The organism is Diaphorobacter nitroreducens (assembly GCF_002214645.1).
GTDB lineage: Bacteria > Pseudomonadota > Gammaproteobacteria > Burkholderiales > Burkholderiaceae_C > Diaphorobacter > Diaphorobacter nitroreducens.
On sequence record NZ_CP016278.1, the window covers coordinates 3,651,579 to 3,668,594 of the forward strand.

The 17,016-nt window shown below is 70.5% G+C and carries 15 protein-coding genes; 2 read left to right on the top strand and 13 right to left on the bottom strand.

Annotated features, from left to right (window positions below; genetic code table 11):
* Positions 1–39: 39 nt before the first annotated feature.
* A complete protein-coding gene (locus tag BA022_RS17105; RefSeq protein WP_088888253.1) occupies positions 40–792 on the bottom strand; it encodes an alanyl-tRNA editing protein in 753 nt (250 codons plus the stop codon).
* Positions 793–842: 50 nt separating this feature from the next.
* Between BA022_RS17105 and BA022_RS17110 the strand changes: the two genes are divergently transcribed.
* Complete coding sequence (locus BA022_RS17110) at positions 843–1,670, top strand: creatininase family protein (protein ID WP_088888254.1); 828 nt, start codon at positions 843–845, stop codon at positions 1,668–1,670.
* A 65-nt stretch (positions 1,671–1,735) separates the two neighbouring features.
* On the opposite strand, the gene BA022_RS17115 is transcribed toward BA022_RS17110, so the two are convergent.
* The 9 genes from BA022_RS17115 to BA022_RS17155 form a co-directional block, all read right to left on the bottom strand.
* The gene (locus BA022_RS17115) at positions 1,736–2,407 is read right to left on the bottom strand and encodes a histidine phosphatase family protein (protein ID WP_011806938.1); all 672 of its coding nucleotides are present in this window, start codon (positions 2,405–2,407) and stop codon (positions 1,736–1,738) included.
* Positions 2,408–2,467: 60 nt separating this feature from the next.
* Positions 2,468–3,589, bottom strand: a complete 1,122-nt coding sequence (locus BA022_RS17120; protein ID WP_088888255.1) for an SDR family oxidoreductase — start codon at positions 3,587–3,589, stop codon at positions 2,468–2,470.
* The gene (locus BA022_RS17125) at positions 3,586–4,845 is read right to left on the bottom strand and encodes an ABC transporter substrate-binding protein (RefSeq protein ID WP_088888256.1); all 1,260 of its coding nucleotides are present in this window, start codon (positions 4,843–4,845) and stop codon (positions 3,586–3,588) included. Before BA022_RS17125 ends, BA022_RS17120 begins: the two co-directional genes overlap by 4 nt.
* Positions 4,846–4,878: 33 nt before the next feature.
* Positions 4,879–5,967: a cyclase family protein gene (locus BA022_RS17130; RefSeq protein WP_088888257.1), complete on the bottom strand. Its 1,089-nt coding sequence runs from the start codon at positions 5,965–5,967 to the stop codon at positions 4,879–4,881.
* Positions 5,968–6,141: 174 nt separating this feature from the next.
* Positions 6,142–7,119, bottom strand: coding sequence for a threonine dehydratase (locus tag BA022_RS17135; RefSeq protein WP_088888258.1), 978 nt, complete (start codon positions 7,117–7,119; stop codon positions 6,142–6,144).
* Complete coding sequence (locus tag BA022_RS17140; protein WP_015914380.1) at positions 7,116–7,991, bottom strand: PhzF family phenazine biosynthesis protein; 876 nt, start codon at positions 7,989–7,991, stop codon at positions 7,116–7,118. Before BA022_RS17140 ends, BA022_RS17135 begins: the two co-directional genes overlap by 4 nt.
* A 113-nt stretch (positions 7,992–8,104) precedes the next feature.
* A complete protein-coding gene (locus BA022_RS17145; RefSeq protein ID WP_172208743.1) occupies positions 8,105–9,283 on the bottom strand; it encodes an aminotransferase-like domain-containing protein in 1,179 nt (392 codons plus the stop codon).
* Positions 9,284–9,448: 165 nt separating this feature from the next.
* Complete coding sequence (locus tag BA022_RS17150) at positions 9,449–10,387, bottom strand: DMT family transporter (RefSeq protein ID WP_088888260.1); 939 nt, start codon at positions 10,385–10,387, stop codon at positions 9,449–9,451.
* Positions 10,384–10,983 (bottom strand): LysE family translocator, encoded by a 600-nt coding sequence (locus BA022_RS17155; protein WP_011806930.1) that lies wholly within the window; start codon positions 10,981–10,983, stop codon positions 10,384–10,386. Before BA022_RS17155 ends, BA022_RS17150 begins: the two co-directional genes overlap by 4 nt.
* Positions 10,984–11,127: 144 nt before the next feature.
* On the opposite strand from BA022_RS17155, the gene BA022_RS17160 reads away from it, so the two are divergent.
* On the top strand, positions 11,128–12,585 hold the full coding sequence (locus BA022_RS17160) for an aminotransferase-like domain-containing protein (protein WP_088888261.1): 1,458 nt from the start codon (positions 11,128–11,130) through the stop codon (positions 12,583–12,585).
* Between the two features lie 49 nt (positions 12,586–12,634).
* Here BA022_RS17160 and BA022_RS17165 read toward each other — a convergent pair whose 3' ends face one another.
* The 3 genes from BA022_RS17165 to BA022_RS17175 all read right to left on the bottom strand — a co-directional run bounded on the left by BA022_RS17165 (position 12,635) and on the right by BA022_RS17175 (position 17,011).
* The gene (locus tag BA022_RS17165) at positions 12,635–14,113 is read right to left on the bottom strand and encodes a nitronate monooxygenase (RefSeq protein WP_088888656.1); all 1,479 of its coding nucleotides are present in this window, start codon (positions 14,111–14,113) and stop codon (positions 12,635–12,637) included.
* Between the two features lie 180 nt (positions 14,114–14,293).
* Positions 14,294–15,700 (bottom strand): sodium-dependent transporter, encoded by a 1,407-nt coding sequence (locus BA022_RS17170; RefSeq protein WP_088888262.1) that lies wholly within the window; start codon positions 15,698–15,700, stop codon positions 14,294–14,296.
* 69 nt (positions 15,701–15,769) lie between these two features.
* Positions 15,770–17,011, bottom strand: a complete 1,242-nt coding sequence (locus BA022_RS17175) for an HDOD domain-containing protein (protein ID WP_088888263.1) — start codon at positions 17,009–17,011, stop codon at positions 15,770–15,772.
* Positions 17,012–17,016 lie beyond the last annotated feature (5 nt).

Sequence of the window (17,016 nt, forward strand, 5' to 3'; positions counted from 1 at the left end):
AGCGGCGGGGACGGGGTTTGGTTCCTTGGGGGCTGGCGTTCAGGCGCCCAAGCCCAGCACCACGCGGCGCGACATCGCGCCCTTTTTCTCGATCTTGGTGACCACCACGGCGCCGATCTCGCCGGTGCGCGCCACATGCGTGCCGCCGCAGGGCTGCAGGTCGATCTGCGCGGCGTCGCCGTCGCAGGCGCCGCCCACGCGCACCGTGCGCACCGTGCCGGTGCCGCGCGGGGGCTGCACGCTCATGCTCTTGACGAGCTGCGGGTTGGCGTCCAGCGCCGCGTCGCTGATCGCGCCGATGGTCACCGCATGGTCTTGCGCCACCAGGCGCGCGATGGCGGCGGTGAGCGCGTCCTTGTCCAGCGCACCGTCCATGTGGAAGTCCAGGCGCGCGTAGTCGGGCGTGATCGAGCAGCCGTTCACCGGCTGCGCGACGATGTGGCACAGCAGGTGCGTGGTGGTGTGAAAGCGCATCAGCCGGTGGCGGCGCTCCCAGTCGATGCGCGCCGTGACCGCATCGCCCACCGCCAGGCCGAGCGCCTGGCCTGGCGCGGGCAGGTGCACGATGTCCGCGGTGGGCCGCCCCTCGGCGTCCTTGCCCTTGCGCGTGTCGGCGATGGCCAGTGCCGTGCCATCGGGGCGCAGCAGCACGCCGGCATCGCCCGCCTGGCCGCCGCCCAGCGGGTAGAACACGGTGCGGTCCAGCACCACGCCACCTTCGGGCGTGAGGGCGGTGACGGTGGCGCTGCATTCGCGCAGGTAGCTGTCGGCGCGGAAAAGGTCGTGGGTCATGGTGGGCAATGGTAGAGCGTCCGCCCAGGAGTGCGCGGACAGGCTCTAAGATGGCCCGCATGCGATATCCCTCCCGCTTTTGGGCCGATCTGTCCGCCCGCGACTTTGCCCAGGCGCAGGCCTCGGGCCTGGCCGCGCAGACCGTGGCGGTGCTGCCCGTGGCCGCCGTCGAGCAGCATGGGCCGCACCTGCCGCTGTCGGTCGATGCCACGCTGCTGGCCGGCGTGATCGACGCCGCCTTGCCGCTGCTGAGCGCTGACCTGCCCGTGCTGCTGCTGCCGGCGCAGAACGTGGGCCTGTCCACCGAGCACCTGTCTTACCCCGGCACGCTCACGCTGTCGCCCGCCACGCTGATCGCGCTGTGGACCGAGCTGGGCGCCTGCATCGCGCGCGCGGGGGTGAAGAAGCTCCTGCTGCTCAACGGCCACGGGGGCAACGTGGCGGCCATGGACATCGTGGCGCGCGAGCTGCGCCAGCGCCACGGGCTGCTGGTGTACGGCAGTAGCTGGTTCAACCTGGTGGACGAGGCCACCAACGCACGTTTTGCTGCGCAGGAGCACCGCTTCGGCATCCACGGCGGCGAGATCGAGACGTCCATGATGCTGCACCTGGCGCCGGCCACCGTGCGCATGGAGCATGCGCAGCATTTCCCCTCGACCTCGCAGGACCGCGCGGCGCGCTACGGGCTGCTGGGCAACGGCAAGAGCGCCAAGATGGGCTGGGCCATCGAGGACTACAACCCCGCGGGCGCCGTTGGCAATGCCGCGGCCGCCACTGCCGCCCAGGGACAGGCCATGGTGCAGGCTGCCGCAAGGGGGCTGGCCCAGTTGTTGGGCGAGCTGCATGCGCTGCCGCCCGAGACGGTGGCAAAAATTTAAGCAAAAATCGGCTCTAGCGCTTTTCCATCAAGCGCTAACAGCTCACTTTTCAATAGCAAACGTTCTCAGGCGTGCGTTGCCCAGCCGCGGTGTTCGGGCGTGTCCAGGTGCGGCAGCGTGTTGAAGGTCTGCAGCATCAGGCGTTTGGGGCTGATGCTGAACTCCGTGACCGCGCTGTTGCGGATGCGCATGTTCAGCGCGATCGTGACCTCGGGCGGGGTGCAGAGCACCTCGCCCACGGCGGCGGCGATGGGCCCGCCGCTGGAGACCAGCAGCACGTTGTGTCCCGTGTGCTGGCGCCGTACATGGTCCAGCGCCGCGCGCACCCCGCCAGAGAAATCGTCCCAGCAGGGCATGCCCGCCGGGCTGATGGTGCCCGCCATCCACTGCGCCATGGCATCGCACAGCAGGCGAAAGTGCTGCTTGTACAGCTCGGGCGTGTCGGGGCGCGGCAACGGCATGGGGTGCACGCAGTGGATCAGCGCATGGCTGTCGTATTCGTTGAGTCCCGGCATCAGCAGGGGCTCGGGCGTACCCTCCAGCCCTTGCTGAATGCCTTGCAGCGTCTGCGCATGGCGGCGCAGCGTGCCGCACAGCACCGCATCGAACTGCAGCCCGCGCTCGCGCCAGTACGCGCCCAGGCGCACCGCCTGCTCATGGCCGCGCGGGCTGAGCTGGTCATAGTCGTCCGCGCCAAACGAGGCCTGGCCGTGGCGCACGAGGTAGAGGGTTCCCATGGTCTGGAATTGTGGCGAGGCCGCACCCGCGCGCTTGTCGCGGCTGCGACCGGCGGCGCGCTAGGCGGCAAGCGCCGCCCGCGCCTGCGCCGCCGTGGGCAGCAGGCGGCGCTGCTGCAACTGGCCGAACCATTTGCGGAACATGTCCTCGGTGTCCATGCACGCATGAAAGCCCGCCTGGCGGATCTTCACCGAACTCATGATCACCGGCGGCAGCGGGGCGGCCCTGCCGTGGTTCATCTGGAAGTCGGCGTACGCTGCGCCCTGGCCGATGAAGGCGGTCAGATCGCGCGGCGCCGCCAACTGGTACTTGTCCACCAGGCGCTCCCACGCGGGCTGCTGGTCGGCCAGCGCGGTGGCCAGCGACTGGGGCTCGGGCTCGCCCACGGGCATGCCCAGCGCGTCGGCGATGGTGGGCCAGACGTTCTGCCAGACGAACACGTCGCCGTTTTCCAGGTTGAAGGTTTCGTTGCGTGCGTTGGGCGACTCGGCAGCCCAGGCGCAGGCCTGGGCGATCAGGTCGGCGTCGATGGCTTGGTTCACGCGCGCCGGGCCGCCGGGGTAGGCCAGCGGCAGGCCCTGTTCATGGCGCAGCCAGGCATAGACGCCGATGGCCGGGATGGGGTTCATGTTGCTGCCCGCCGCGTCGCCGAACACGATGCGCGGGCGCATGATGGTGAAGTGCCACTGGCCCTTGGCCTGGCGCTCGCGCAGGAAGTCCTCCTGCAGCCAGTAGAAGTTCTCGTGGGGGTCGCGCGGCCAGCGTTCGCGTGCGGGCACGGCGATCTGCGGGTGGATGTGCACGCCGTAGGCCTTGCCGCCCTGCATGATGGTCACATGGCGCAGCGCACCGCCCGGGCGGTCCAGCGGCTCGACCACGTTGCGCAGCATTTGCAGGTTGATGCGCATCTGCTCCTCGTCGCGCCAACCGCCCACGAGGCCCCCGGGCTGCTCATACACGGCGGCATAGACCACATGGGTGATGTCGTCCCGTGCGCCCAGCGCAGCCTGGCAGGCCGCCGCGTCCTGCAGGTCCAGCTGCAGCGCGGTGGCGCCCGCGGGCAGGGCGATGGCGCGGCGCGCCACGCCCACGGCGCGCCAGCCGGGCAGGGCGGCGAAGTGGCGCAGGCAGGCCTGGCCCACGACGCCGGTGGCGCCCACGACGAGTACGGTGTTCGTCATTTCTTCACCATGGGGCACTTGGACTGCGACAGTGGCAGGAACGCCTTGTCACCCGGCACGGTGGCCACGAGCTTGTAGTAGTCCCACGGGTACTTGGACTCGGCCTGCGACTTGACCTCGAACAGGTACATGTCATGCACCATGCGGCCGTCCTCGCGGATGCGGCCGTTCTTGGCGAAGAAGTCGTTGATGGGCGTGGCCTTCATCTTGGCCATGACCTGGGCCGTGTCGTCGGTCTTGGCGGCCTGCACGGCCTTCAGGTAATGCATGGTCGAGGAATAGGCGCCCGCCTGGCTCATGTTGGGCATCTTCTTCATCTTCTCGAAGTAGCGCTTGGACCAGGCGCGCGTCTCGTCGTTCATGTCCCAGTAGAAGCCCTCGGTCAGCATCAGGCCGCCGGCGGTGCGCAGGCCGATGGCGTGGATGTCGTTGATGTACATGAGCAGGCCGGCCAGGGTCTGTTTGTTCTTGCCCGTGGTCAGGCCGAACTCGCGCGCGGCCTTGATGGTGTTCACCGTATCGCCCCCCGCGTTGGCCAGGCCCACGACCTGGGCCTTGCTGTTCTGCGCGCTGATCAGGAACGAGGCGAAGTCGGTCGCCGCGATCGGGTGGCGGGCCGCGCCCAGCACCTTGCCGCCCTGGGCTGTGACCACGGCGCTGGCCTGCTCCTGCAGGCTGTGGCCGAAGGCGTAGTCGGCGGTGATGAAGAACCAGTCCTTTCCGCCGCGTGCGGTGATCGCGCTGGCCGTTACGTTGGCCAGGGCGTAGGTGTCGTACACGTAGTGCACGGTACTGGGCATGCACAGGTCGCCCGTGAGGCGGTCCAGGCCGGGGCCGTTGAAGATGACGACCTTCTGCTTTTGCTTGGCCACCTCCAGCACCGCCAGCGCGGGCGCGGAGACGGCCACGTCCATGATGGCGTCCACCTTGCCGGTATCGAACCACTCGCGCGCCTTGCTGGAGGCGATGTCGGCCTTGTTCTGGTGATCGGCCACCACCAGTTCGATCTTCTTGCCCGCTACCTTGCCGCCGAAGTCGTCGATGGCCATCTGGATGGCGGCGGCGCTGCCTGGGCCGGTGATGTCGGCGAACGGACCGTTCAGGTCGGTGAGGATGCCCAGGCGCACCACGTCGTCAGAAATTGCCGTGTCCTGGGCGGTGACGGTGGCCGTGGCGGCCAGCAGGGCAAGGCCCGTGCACAGCGCGCGGCAGGCGCGGGTCAGGGGACGCGGAGTGAGGTGGACGGGGCGGTTCATGGTTGTCTCCTTCGTTGGTGTGTGTATGGGGAATTACAGGGTGGCAATGGGGGTCACGGGCGAGCCCACGGCGCCCGGCAGGCGCAGCGGTGGCGCGGTGAGCAGGAAGCGGGTGCGCCCGAGGGCGTGCAGGTGGTCGGCCAGTTCCTTCAGGTACCACAGCTCGCCCAGCGGCAGGCCCAGCTTGAACAGGCAGTGCTCGTGCAGCGGCAGCACCGGGTAGGGCGCACCGTCCTCGGGCACGCGGCGTGGCGGGTGGCGCTCCACGGCGTAGTTGTCGGCGATCAGCGCGGCGATGCCGCTGTCGGTGATCCACTGCAGCAGCTTTTCGTCGCCGCCGTCCAGCGCGGCGCAGCTGTGGTGCAGGCGGTGCGCGTCGGGCTGGCGCTGCATGGACAGCACCAGCTCGGCAAAGCCGGTGCGCAGCAGCAGCATGTCGCCGGGCTCCACGCTGGCGCCGCTGCGCTCAATGGCACGCATGAGTTCGTCGTAGCCGATGTCGCGGAAGTCGGTGCCGTAGGCGCGCTCCAGGTCCACCAGCACGCCGCGCCCCTGCATGCCCTTCACGGCCAGGTGCTCCACGCCCAGCGCGCGGGCCACGCTCTCGTCCGGCGCGCGGCCGGCGCAGCACACGGGCTGGTAACGTGCCGCCGCGCCGTCGCCGTCGCGCGCGGGGATGCCATGGTCCTGCGGACCCAGGATGTGCTCGTGGCCGCGGTAGCCGTTGTAGTACACCGTGCGCGGCTGGCCATCGCCGTCGGGGTCGAACAGCGCGCCCACATGCGCCAGCGAGTCCCATTGCGTGGAGTACTGCAACGACAGCAGCACCTGGTCGTCGCTGACCACGTCGGTGGCGCCGGGGTACACATGGCCCAGCGGAAAGTTGACGTACGGAATGCCTTCGCGCCGCGTGGGGCGCAGTTGGGGCGGCAGGCGGCGCGCGTTCAGCACGTTGCCGCCGGGGTAGTCCAGCGGCAGCGACAGGCACAGGCTGATGCCCTCGCGCACTTCCTGCACGCCCTTGCGCACCTGCTCCGGGCCTATCAGGTTGGTGCGGCCCAACTGGTCGTCGGGCCCGAAGTCACCCCAGTTGGAGCCGGCGGGGCGTTGTCTCCATCGCATATTGGTGTCTCCAGCGCCGCGGATGGGTGCGGCTTGGAAGCAATGGTGTTGGCGCAGGCAGGGCTGAGTCAAACACCGCGATGAAAGTTTTGTTGGTTGAAATCACCCGCCGGGAAAACCCTGGCGTTCTCTGGCCGTCCTCGTGCAGCGTGTTTTGCAGGTCGAAACCCGCAGTCACTGCCCCAGCAGTACCCGGGCGAACAACGCCGCATCCACATTACCGCCCGTGAGCGGCAGGCCCACGCACTGGCCGCGCAGGGCTTCCCGCTCCTGCAGCGCGGCAGCCAGTGCCGCCGCGCCCGCGCCCTCGGCCACGTTGTGGGTGTCCGTGAACAGCGCGCGCATGGCGGCAGCCACTGCGTCATCGTTGACCTGCGCCACCCGGTCCAGTTCAGGCAGCAGCACGGCCAATGCGTCCGGGTCGGCCAAGCGCACCGCCAGGCCGTCGGCGATCTGCGTGCTGACGGGCGACGCCACCACATGGCCCGCGGCTAACGAGTCGGCATAGGTGGTGGCGTGGCAGCTCACCACGCCCACCAGGCGCACTCCATGTCCCAATGCCCGCTTGGCCGCCACGGCAGCGCAGGCGCCGGAACCCAGGCCGATGGGCACATAGGCCACATCCATGTGCGGCACGGCGCGCAGGAATTCCCACCAGTAGGTGGCCACGCCGCGCACCAGGTCGGGGTGGTAGCTGGGCACCATGTGGGCGCCGCGTTCGGCGGCCAGCCGCAGGGCGTGCTCGCGGGCGGCCTGGAAGTCTTCGCCGTGCTCCACCAGGTTCACGCCCAGTGCGCGCATGGCCGCGTTCTTCTCCACCGAATTGCCGTGCGGCACGACGATGGTGCAGGCCACGCCATGGCGTCGCGCGGCCCAGCCGATGCTCTGGCCGTGGTTGCCGCGCGTGGCGCTGATGACCTCGCGCGGCAGCTCACCCCGCTGCGCCAGCTGGTCGAAGTACGTCAGGCCGCCGCGGATCTTGAACGCGCCCACCGGGTTGTGGTTCTCGTGCTTGAGCCAGCACTCCGTGCCGAGCCTCTCGCCCAGCAGGCCCCAGCGGTACTGCGGCGTGGGCTGGAACTCCTGGTAGACGGTGCGTGCCGCGGCTTCGATGTCGGCCAGCGTGGGCAGCGGTGCTGCGGCGCGCGTCACAGCCGCACCTCGCCGCGCACGCAGGTGACGGAGTGGCCGCCCACCCAGATCTGCGGGCCGTCCTGCTGCACATGCACGCGCCCGGCGCGGCCCAGCGCCGTGCCCTGGCTGGCCACATAGCGGCTGGGCGCCAGGCCCGCGCCGATGAGCCATTGCGCCAGCGCCGCGTTCAGGCTGCCGGTGACGGGGTCTTCCGCCAGACCGTTGTTGCCCGGGAAGAAGGCGCGCACCTCGAACGCAATGCCCTCGGCATCGCTGGCACCCACCACGCCGACCTTGCCGCGCGGCCCCACCACGCCCACGTCCAGCCCGGCCAGTACCGCGCCGTCGGGCCTGAGCCCGAGTACCTGCTCGGCAGAGCGCAGCATCACGCCGCGCCAGTTGGGGCCGTTGTCGCACCAGGCATGCGCCACGATGTCGTCCCGTGCCACGCCCAGGCCGCGTGCGATGAGCTGCACATCGTCCTCGGCCAGTGGGCCGCTCTTGACGAGCGGGGGCGCGGCAAAGGCAAGCTGCTCGCCGTCGCGCCGCAGTGTGACCAGCCCCACGCCGCATTCCTGCACGATGCGCCCCGTCGCGCGCGGCTGGCCGCCGGCCTGCAGCCAGGCGTGGCAGGTGCCCAGCGTGGGGTGGCCGGCAAAGGGCAGCTCGCGCCCAGGGCAGAAGATGCGCACGCGGTAGTCCGCGCCGGCCGCATGACCCTCGGGCGTCGGCGGCAGCACGAAGGTGGCCTCGGACAGGTTGGTCCAGTTGGTGAACCGCTGCATCTCCTCGGTGGACAGGCCCTCGCCGTCCAGCACCACGGCCAGCGGGTTGCCGAGGTAGGGCGTGGCGGTGAAGACATCGACTTGCTGGAACGGGCGCAGGCGCATGGAAAGGCTCCGGAGATGGGGTGGAAATGGGTGTGGGCATGCGGCGGCGGCACCTGCGCGTGCGCAGGGCTGCAGCCACCTTCCCGCGCGGGAAGGTCAGGGTTTGAAGGGCGTCAGGCCGCTTCGCGGATGGCGGCGGCCAGCGCGGCAATCGCGGTGCGGATCTGGCCCTGCGACGCCGTGACGAAGGACAGGCGCAGCGTGCGGTCGTCCGGCTGGTCGGCGTAGAAGGCCGCGCCGGGCACGAAGGCCACGTTGCGCTCCACCGCGCGCGGCAGCAGTTGCAGCGCGCTCATGCCTTCGGGCAGGCGCAGCCACAGGAACATGCCACCGTCGGGGCGGTTCCAGGTCACGCCCAGGCCCTGCATCTCCTGCTCCAGCGCGGCCACCATGGCCTGGCACTGCTCCTTGTAGAGCTGGCGGATGGTGGGCACGTGGCGGTCCAGGAAGCCGTTCTTGATGACCTCGGACACCAGGCGCTGGTTGAAGCTGGGCGTGTGCAGGTCGGCCGCCTGCTTGGCCTGCAGCAGCTTGGGGTACATCTGGCGCGGTGCGACGACGTAGCCCAGGCGCAGGCCGGGGGCCAGCACCTTGGAGAACGAGCCCATGTAGATGCAGCCCTCGGGGTTGCGCGCCGTCAGGGGTTGGGGGGGCGCCTGGTCGAACCACAGGTCGCCATAGGGGTTGTCTTCCACCAGCGGCAGGTTCAGCGCGGCGGCCTGGGCCACCAGGGCCTCGCGGCGGGCTTCGCTCATGGTGCGGCCCGTGGGGTTCTGGAAGTTGGGCAGCACGTACAGGAAGCGCGCCTTGTCCGCGCCGCTGCCGGCCTTGGCCGCCAGGTCGTCGATCAGCACGCCCTCGCTGTCGCTGGCCACCGACACCACCTGGGGTTCCATGGGCGCGAAGGCCTGCAGCGCGCCCAGGTAGGTGGGCGTTTCCACCAGCACGCGGCTGCCCGCGTCGATGAGCACCTTGCCGATCAGGTCCAGCGCCTGCTGCGATCCGGTGGTGATCAGCACCTGGTCGGGGTGCACGTCCCAGGGCAGGAATGCGGCAATGGCCTCGCGCAGCGGGGTATAGCCCTCACTGGCCGCGTACTGCAGCGCCGATGCGCCGTCTGTGGCCAGCACGGAAGCGGCCGCGGCGGCGAAGGATTCGATCGGGAAGGTCTTGGGCGAGGGCAGCCCGCCGGCCAGGCTGATGATGCCGGGCTTCTCGGTCACCTTCAGGATTTCCCGGATCACCGAGGGGTTCATCTTTTCGGCGCGTGCGGCCAGGGTCCAGTTCGTCATTCGTTTATCTCCAATGGCGCGCTGCTGCGCGCCGTCTATCCACTCAGAAATGCCGTTGTGCGGCGGTGTGCGGCCCTGCGGGTGGGGCAGCGCGCGCAGCATACGGCAACGGCGCACCGCCCGAGGGGCGCGGCGCCGGGTCCAGGGTTTTCACGGGGCGGCGGTTCACCGGCGCACCGGCATGCGCCGCCCCAGGGCCACGGTGGCCAGCACCGCCAGGCCAAACGCCACGCTCACCGCGTCCAGCGACTCGCCCAGCAGCGGCACGGCAAACAGCATGCTCATGAACGGCTGGGCCAGTTGCACCTGGCTCACCCGCACCGTGCCGCCCAGGGCCAGGCCGCGGTACCAGGCGAAGAAGCCCAGCCACATCGAAAACACCGCCACGTAGGCAAAGCCGGCCCAGGCGGCGGCAGGCACCGCCGCCTGCGGCCATGCCAGCCAGGCCAGCGGCAGCGATACGGGCAGCGACAGCACCAGGGCCCAGCAGATCACCGCATCGGCGCGCATGTGCTGCGCCAGCCGCCCGCCCCAGGCGTAGCCCACGGCGGCGCAGGCCACGGCGGCCATCAGCAGCAGATCGGCCGGATGCAGCGACAGGCCCTGCCGGCCCGAGCGCAGCACCGCGAACACCACCACCAGCGCCGAGCCCAGCAGCGCGCAGGCCCAGAACGCGGCAGACGGCCGCTGGCGGTGCAGCAGCGCGCCCACAGTGGCGGTCGCCAGCGGCAGCAGGCCGATGATCACGGCCGCGTGCACGGCGCCCACGTAGCGCATGGCGATGGAGGTGAGCAGCGGAAAGCCGAACACCACGCCCAGCGCCGTCACGGCCAGCGGCCACCAGTCGCCGCGCTGCGGCAATGGGGCGCGCTGCCACAGCAACAGCGCGGCCGACAGCAGCCCGGCCACCGCCGCGCGGCCCATGGCCAGGAACAGGCCGGACATCAGCGGTGCCTCGGGCGTGCCGACGGCCAGGCGCGTCATGGGCAGGGTGAGCGCGAAGATCGCCACGCCCAGCAAGCCCAGCAGCAGGCCGCGTGTCTCGGCGGACAACGGCTCGCCCGGTGGAGCCACGGCTGGGGCCGACGGAGGGCGCGTGCTCATGCGGCCACCATCCACAGCGCCGTGGCCAGCAGCACCACCGCCATGGCGCGGTTGAACCACAGCAGGCGCTGTCCGTGGGCCAGCCAGTGGCGCAGCAGCGCACCCGTGGCGGCGTAGGTGAAGTTGCTGGTCAGTGCGAAGAAGGCCATTGCCGGCAGCACCACGGCCATGCGCTGCAGGCTGTCGTCGCGCCCGATGACCCAGCCGGCCACGATGGTCAGCGCGAGCAGCCAGGCTTTGATGTTCACGAACTGCAGCGCCACGCCCTGCCAGAAGCCCACCGACAGGCGTGCCGCATCGGCCTCGGACAGACGGCCCGTGTTCGACAGCTTGAACGCGAGCCACAGCAGGTAGCCGATGCCCAGGGCCTTGATGGCCCAGCGCAGCGCCGGCACCGCCACCACCACCGCACCCAGCCCGGCGGCGCACAGCACCAGCAGCAGGCTCCAGCCCACGGGCACCGCCACCACGAAGCGCATGGCGGCGGGCAGGCCGCGGTTGGCGGCCAGCGCGGTGGACAGGGTGGTGTTGGGCCCGGGGGTAAAGCTCATGGCAGTGGCCAGCACCAGCAGGGCGGTGAATTCAACCAGGGGCATGGGTGGGGTCCATCGTTGGGAATGAAGTTATGCGATGCACTGTAGGGGCAAAGTCCATTACAGTACCAATACAGTCAAACCCCACAATTTCATGCACTGTATCGGCAATTGCATTGGCACAGTGCCGGCTCAGGAAACGCCTCCATGCTGACCCGCACCCCCGACCGCACCCTGACCGAACAGCTCGCCGAGCGCTTTGCCGAGCGCATCCGCGCGCGGCTGCTGCCCGCGGGCGCGCGCCTGCCGTCGGTGCGCGAATGCGCGCGCCAGCAGGGCGTGAGCCCCTACACCGTGGTGGCAGCCTACGACAAGCTGCTGGCCCAGGGGCTGGTAGAGGCCCGGCGCCAGCGTGGCTTCTTCGTGCGCGATTTTGTGCAAAAACAGGCTCCGACGCCCGATGGGCAAGCGCTGACAGCTCCTACAAAAGGAGCAAAAAATGTGTCGCCGCTGGCCGGTGTGGGCATGCGCCTGTCGGGCTCGCACATCAACGCCACGGCGCTGATCCGCGGCATGTTCCACCAGGCGTCGAGCAAGCCCCAGCCCGGTGCGGGCGTGCTGCCCATCGGCTGGCTGGATGAGGCGCGCTTCATGGGCGCCGCGGTGCGCAAGATCACCGGCAGCAGCGCGCTGCGCGACGGCTCGCTGAGCTACGGCGAGCCCATGGGCGAGCCCGCGCTGCGCGAGGCGCTGGCACGGCGCATGGCTGACATCAACATCCACGCCCAGCCCGATCAGATCATGACCACCGTGGGCGCCACGCAGGCGCTGGACATCGTGAGCCGCACGCTGCTCAAGGCGGGCGACCCGGTGATGGTGGAGGAGCCCGGCTGGTCGGTGGAGTTCGCGCGCCTGGACGCGCTGGGCATGCGCGTGCTGCCCGTGCCGCGCGGCCCCGAGGGGCCAGACCTCGCCGTCATGGCGCGCTACTGCGAGCTGCATGCGCCCAAGCTGTTCGTGAGCGTGAGCGTGCTGCACAACCCCACGGGCTACAGCCTGTCGCCGGGCAGCGCGCACCAGGTGCTGCAGCTGGCGCAGCAGCACAACTTCCACGTGGTCGAGGACGACACCTACGGCCACATCGCCGCCGATCACGCCACGCGCCTGACGGCGCTGGACGGGCTGCGCCGCACCATCTACGTGAGCGGCTTCGCCAAGATCTTGGCGCCCAACTGGCGCGTGGGCTACCTGGCCGCGCCGCCCGACCTGGTGGAGCGGCTGCTGGACACCAAGCTGCTGTCCACGCTGACCACGCCCTCGCTGCTGGAAAAGGCCCTCGCGCTGTGCATCGAGCAGGGCCAGCTGCGCCGCCATGCCGACCGCATGCGGCTGCGCCTGGCGCAGGCCCGCGCGCGCAGCGTGCAACTGGCGCTGGAGGCGGGCTGCAGCTTTGCCGCCGAGCCCGCGGGCATGTTCGGCTGGGTGGAAACCGGCGTGGACACCGACATGCTGGCCCAGCGCATGCTGGACGAGGGCTACCTCATCGCGCCGGGCGCACTGTTCCACGCCACGCGCCGCCCCTGCACGCTGATGCGCATCAACTTCTGCACCACGCAGGACCCGGCGTTCTGGCGCACGTGGAAGAGAGTGGTCCAATCGGGCTGAAGCGCTTGATGGGCAAGCGCAAGCAGCTCTCTTTTGCGTAGCGTTGGCGTCAACGCCGCGGCGGCGTGAGCCCCAAGGTGGTGTTCACCTTGTCCAGGTTGTCCACGTGTGCCTGCAGCATCTCCTGCAGCCCGGCGCGGATGCCCGTATCGTCCACCAGCGGCAGCAGCTCGCGCAGCTTCTTGGCCACCCAGCCCTGGCCGCGGTTGAGGAAGGCCAGGCGCTCGCGCAGGTCGGGCACGGCCATGGCCTTGTCGTAGAAGTCGCCCGTGCGGCTGCCGGGCGTGCCCTCCAGCGTGCGGATGGCGCGCATCAGCATGCCGCACCACTTCACTTCGTCGCGGTGGATGGCGTCGATCAGCGCGCGCAGCGCTTCGTCCTCGGTTTCGGTGCGGCTGCGCAGCGCCACGCGCGCGCCGGCGCGCTCGGCCTCCAGCAGCTCGTCCAGCCGCGCGATGAGTGGGGCGTGGCGCTCGCGCTCCGCATCTCCCGCGTAGCACACGGGGGACGTCACGGCCACGGGCGTGTCGTTCAGCAGCCGCAGGTGTGCGGCGGCCTCGGCGGCGATGCGGCGCAGCCGCTCGCCTGCGGGTTCGATGGCCGTGATGCGCCCCACACCCTGGCCGGCGTACAGCGCCATGGCCTCGAAGTCGCCGGTCATGGAGCGCAGCGGCGAGTCGGTGCTGAACAGGTAGATGGGCCGGCCTTCCTCGTCGCCGATCACCGTGCGTGGGATGTCGCCTGTGGCGGCGAACGGGTCGCCGCGCTCGCGCCGCGTGACGCTGTTGGCCAGCACACGCACCGCGGCGTGGGGCGGCCAGTTGATGTGGAAGTCCTCGGTCAGCACGGTGTCGCCGGCCTGCGCGCCCACCAGCCGCTGCTTGTGCGCGTCGTGGGCGAAGGACTCATGCGTGGCCATCAAGGCGGTCCCCAGCACCGCGGCCTGCGCGCCCTGGGCCAGTACGCGCGCCACGCCCTGCCCATCGGCCAGGCCGCCCGCGGCGGCCACGGGGACGCTGGCCATCGCCAGTACCTCGGACAACAGCTCGGCCAGCGGCTGGCGCCCGCGCACATGGCCGCCGGCCTCCACGCCCTGCGCGATGAGCGCCTGCGCGCCGGCCTCCTGCGCCTGCAGCGCCTCGGCTGCGGAGCCGATCTGGTGCACCACGGTGATGCCCGCTGCGCGCAGCCGCGCGATCACGGCGGCATCCACGTCCCAGAACAGGCTGACCACGGGCACCTGCAGCGCGATCAGCAGGTCCACCTGCGCGCGCAGCAGGGGCGCGGGCGTGGCCGCGGGGATCAGGTTCACGCCGAAGGGCAAGGCCGTGCGCTGGCGCACCTGCACCACCTCGCGCTCGATCAGCGCCAGCGGCTCGCGCACCATGCCCAGGAAGCCGAACCCGCCGGCCTCGGCCACCGCAGCCACCAGTTCGCTGCGCGACACGCCGCCCATGCCCGCGAGCATCAGCGGCAGGCGGCAGCCCAGCAGGCGGCACAGGGGGGTGGCGGGCGGGGCGTCGTGCATGGACTTCTCCTGTGGGCTGGCGGCTATGGAAGAGCCGGCCATCATGCGTCCTGCGCCACGCACGGCGCAAAGGCCATGCCGGCGCCATGGATGGCGTGCGCTATGAAAAAACTAGCTACTTGCGCTGGCCAGGAAAGGGTTGCGCGGCGTTTTTGCTCAAAACGCCGAGGTGCCGCGCCGTCACGCGCCGGAGAACACCCCCAGCCCCGCGAGCATGACCACCAGGATCAGCACCGGCGTGACCCAGCGCAGCAGCAGGCTCACGACGCGGGCCAGCCCCTGGTTGCCCAACTGCCCGTGGTTGGAGAGTTGCGCCGCGAATGCGCGCTCGCCCCAGGCCCAGCCGACGAAGAGCGCGATGGCGATGCCCCCCGCGGGCAGCAGCAGGTTGGACGAGAGGTAGTCCGCCCAGTCGAACAGGGTGCGCCCGCCCGGCTGGAAGGCGGCCAGCGTGCTCTGGCTCAGGGCGCAGCCCGCGCCCAGCAGCCCCAGGATCAGCAGCGTGAGCAGCGTGGCCCGGGGCCGGCTCAGGCCCCAGCGCTCGTGCAGGATGACGACCGGCACCTCCATCAGGGAGAGCATGGCGCCCGTCGCGGCGATGGCGGTGAGGAGGAAGAACGCCGCCAGCAGCACCGAGCCACCCGGCATCTGCGCGAACACCGCGGGGATCGTGATGAACACCAGGGACGGCCCCGCCGACGGCTGGAAGCCGAAGCTGAACACCGCGGGGAAGATCGCCATGCCCGCCAGCAGCGACACCGACAGGTCGGCCAGCATCACGCGCGTGGCGGTGGCCGGGATGTTCTGCTCGGCGGTGAAGTAACTGCCGTAGGTCATCATCGTGCCCATGCCGATGGACAGCTTGAAGAACGCCAGGCCCATGGCGGTCAGCACCACCGCGGGCGTGATCTTGTGCCACTCGGGCGCGAACAGGAACGACAGCGCCTGGCCCGCTCCGGGCAGCGTCAGGCTGTAGCCGCCCAGCAGCACCAGCAGCAGGAACAGCAGCGGCATCAGCCGTTTGGTGGCCGCCTCGATGCCGCGGGTGACGCCCAGCAGCAGGATGCCGCCGATGAAGGCCAGCACCACCCACTGCCACAGCAGCGCCTGCACCGGGTCCCGCACCAGGGCGTCGAAGCTGGCCTGCGTCTGCACCGGGTCGCTGGACAGCAGGTTGCCCGACAGGGCCTTGGCCACGTAGGCGAACACCCAGGCGACGACCTCGGAATAGAACGCCATGATCAGGAACGCCGCCGCCATGCCTGCCACGCCGATCAGCCACCACGGCGCGCCGCGGGGCTGCAACTGGCGCAGCGCAGAGATGGGATTGGCGCGCGCCTGGCGGCCGATGGCGATCTCGGCCACCATGAGCGGCAGGCCGATGAACAGCGTCGAGAGCAGGTAGATCAGCAGAAAGCCCGCGCCACCGTTGGCCCCGGTGAGCGAGGGGAACTTCCAGATGTTGCCCAGCCCGACGGCGGAACCCAGCGTGGCGGCGAGCACGCCCAGGCTGGAGGAGAAGGCGCCGCGGCTGGTGGCTGCGTGGGCGCGGGAGGCGCCGGTGCTTGAAGGGCCGGATTTGCTCATGATTGATAGTGGTCTGCGCGCCTGGATTGTGCGCTACGGCCCAAAAACACCACGGGCCGTGAGTCGCCATCAGTGCGCGTGCGGGCGCTCCACCACCAGCTCGGACAGCACGCGCAGCAGCGCGCGGTTGACGTATTCCAGCTCCAGCTCATGCGTCTCGCACAGCTGGCGGATGGCGCCCGCGTCGTCGCTCTCCAGCGCGCAGGCCATCTCCAGGCTGGGGGCGTAGGGGCCGGTGCGCAGCACTGCGGCGTCGTACACCCGCTCGGACAGCGGCACGCGGCGCAGGATGGTGCCCAGAGGCTCGCGCAGCACCTCGTCCAGCTGCGAGAACAGGCCGCTCAGGTACACCTCGCGGCGCAGGTCTTTGCCCACGCCAGCGTCCAGCAGGTGCTCGGTCAGGTGCGCGCGCAGCACCATGCTGGCGCGGATGGGGCGCAGATCGGGTTCGGTGGCAGCGTGCGGCAACTGGTCGGCCAGCCAGCGCCCCAGCGAGCCGTAGCCCATCATCACCAGACCGCGGCGCAGCGAATCCACGCCGGTGGACAGGCCGAGCGCAGCGGAGTTGGTGTAGACCATGAAGCGGTAGGCCAGCAGCGGGTCCTCGCCCAGGATCTGCTCGAAGCGGTCGATGGACTGCTCGTCGTCGATGGCCTTCATGAGCTTGAGCACCACCTCGTGCGCGGGCTGGGGCTGGCGATGGCGCAGGCTGTAGAGCACGTCCTCCACGGGCCAGCCGGCCACGGCCAGCGCGCCGCCCTCGTCCAGGCAGTGCGTGAGCAGCGCGCGGCTGGCCACGTTGTCATACACCTGCCCGGCGATCAGCGGACTGCGCTGGCCGGCGGCACGGGGGCTGGCATCGCTGCGCCCCGCAGCGGCGGCCTGCAGGGCCTGCACGGCATCGCTGCTGGACAGGTGCAGCAGGCTGTTGTCGAACAGCCGCGCGGTGTCGGCGTCGGGCAGGTGGTCCAGCTCGCCGCGCCACACCAGGCGCAGGCCGCGGGCGTGGGCCTGGCGCGCGCGCTCGCGGATCGCGGGCACGTCCAGCCAGGCCTGGGGCACTTCGATCCAGGGCGCGCCGCGAGGGGCATGCTCCAGCAGGTCCACCAGCAGTTGCTGCGAGCGAGCGGACAGCAGCAGCGGCGGCGAGCTGGAGGTCCACAGTTCCTGGATGGTGCGCAGCAGGTGCGGCGCATCCACCAGGGTGGCGCCCTCGCTGTGAACGTACAGCTGGATGCCGGCCAGCCGGCGCGCGGCATTCCAGAGGGGCCGGTAGCCCAGCACCAGGCTGCCAAGAACGGATTGGACCATGGGGT

What these genes read in the sequence shown, in the direction of transcription:
- BA022_RS17105 (WP_088888253.1), bottom strand. Translation starts at nt 792, where the DNA reads ATGACCCACGACCTTTTCCGCGCCGACAGCTACCTGCGCGAATGCAGC.
- BA022_RS17110 (WP_088888254.1), top strand. Translation starts at nt 843, where the DNA reads ATGGCCCGCATGCGATATCCCTCCCGCTTTTGGGCCGATCTGTCCGCC.
- BA022_RS17115 (WP_011806938.1), bottom strand. Translation starts at nt 2,407, where the DNA reads ATGGGAACCCTCTACCTCGTGCGCCACGGCCAGGCCTCGTTTGGCGCG.
- BA022_RS17120 (WP_088888255.1), bottom strand. Translation starts at nt 3,589, where the DNA reads ATGACGAACACCGTACTCGTCGTGGGCGCCACCGGCGTCGTGGGCCAG.
- BA022_RS17125 (WP_088888256.1), bottom strand. Translation starts at nt 4,845, where the DNA reads ATGAACCGCCCCGTCCACCTCACTCCGCGTCCCCTGACCCGCGCCTGC.
- BA022_RS17130 (WP_088888257.1), bottom strand. Translation starts at nt 5,967, where the DNA reads ATGCGATGGAGACAACGCCCCGCCGGCTCCAACTGGGGTGACTTCGGG.
- BA022_RS17140 (WP_015914380.1), bottom strand. Translation starts at nt 7,991, where the DNA reads ATGCGCCTGCGCCCGTTCCAGCAAGTCGATGTCTTCACCGCCACGCCC.
- BA022_RS17145 (WP_172208743.1), bottom strand. Translation starts at nt 9,283, where the DNA reads ATGACGAACTGGACCCTGGCCGCACGCGCCGAAAAGATGAACCCCTCG.
- BA022_RS17150 (WP_088888260.1), bottom strand. Translation starts at nt 10,387, where the DNA reads ATGAGCACGCGCCCTCCGTCGGCCCCAGCCGTGGCTCCACCGGGCGAG.
- BA022_RS17155 (WP_011806930.1), bottom strand. Translation starts at nt 10,983, where the DNA reads ATGCCCCTGGTTGAATTCACCGCCCTGCTGGTGCTGGCCACTGCCATG.
- BA022_RS17160 (WP_088888261.1), top strand. Translation starts at nt 11,128, where the DNA reads ATGCTGACCCGCACCCCCGACCGCACCCTGACCGAACAGCTCGCCGAG.
- BA022_RS17165 (WP_088888656.1), bottom strand. Translation starts at nt 14,113, where the DNA reads ATGCACGACGCCCCGCCCGCCACCCCCCTGTGCCGCCTGCTGGGCTGC.
- BA022_RS17170 (WP_088888262.1), bottom strand. Translation starts at nt 15,700, where the DNA reads ATGAGCAAATCCGGCCCTTCAAGCACCGGCGCCTCCCGCGCCCACGCA.
- BA022_RS17175 (WP_088888263.1), bottom strand. Translation starts at nt 17,011, where the DNA reads ATGGTCCAATCCGTTCTTGGCAGCCTGGTGCTGGGCTACCGGCCCCTC.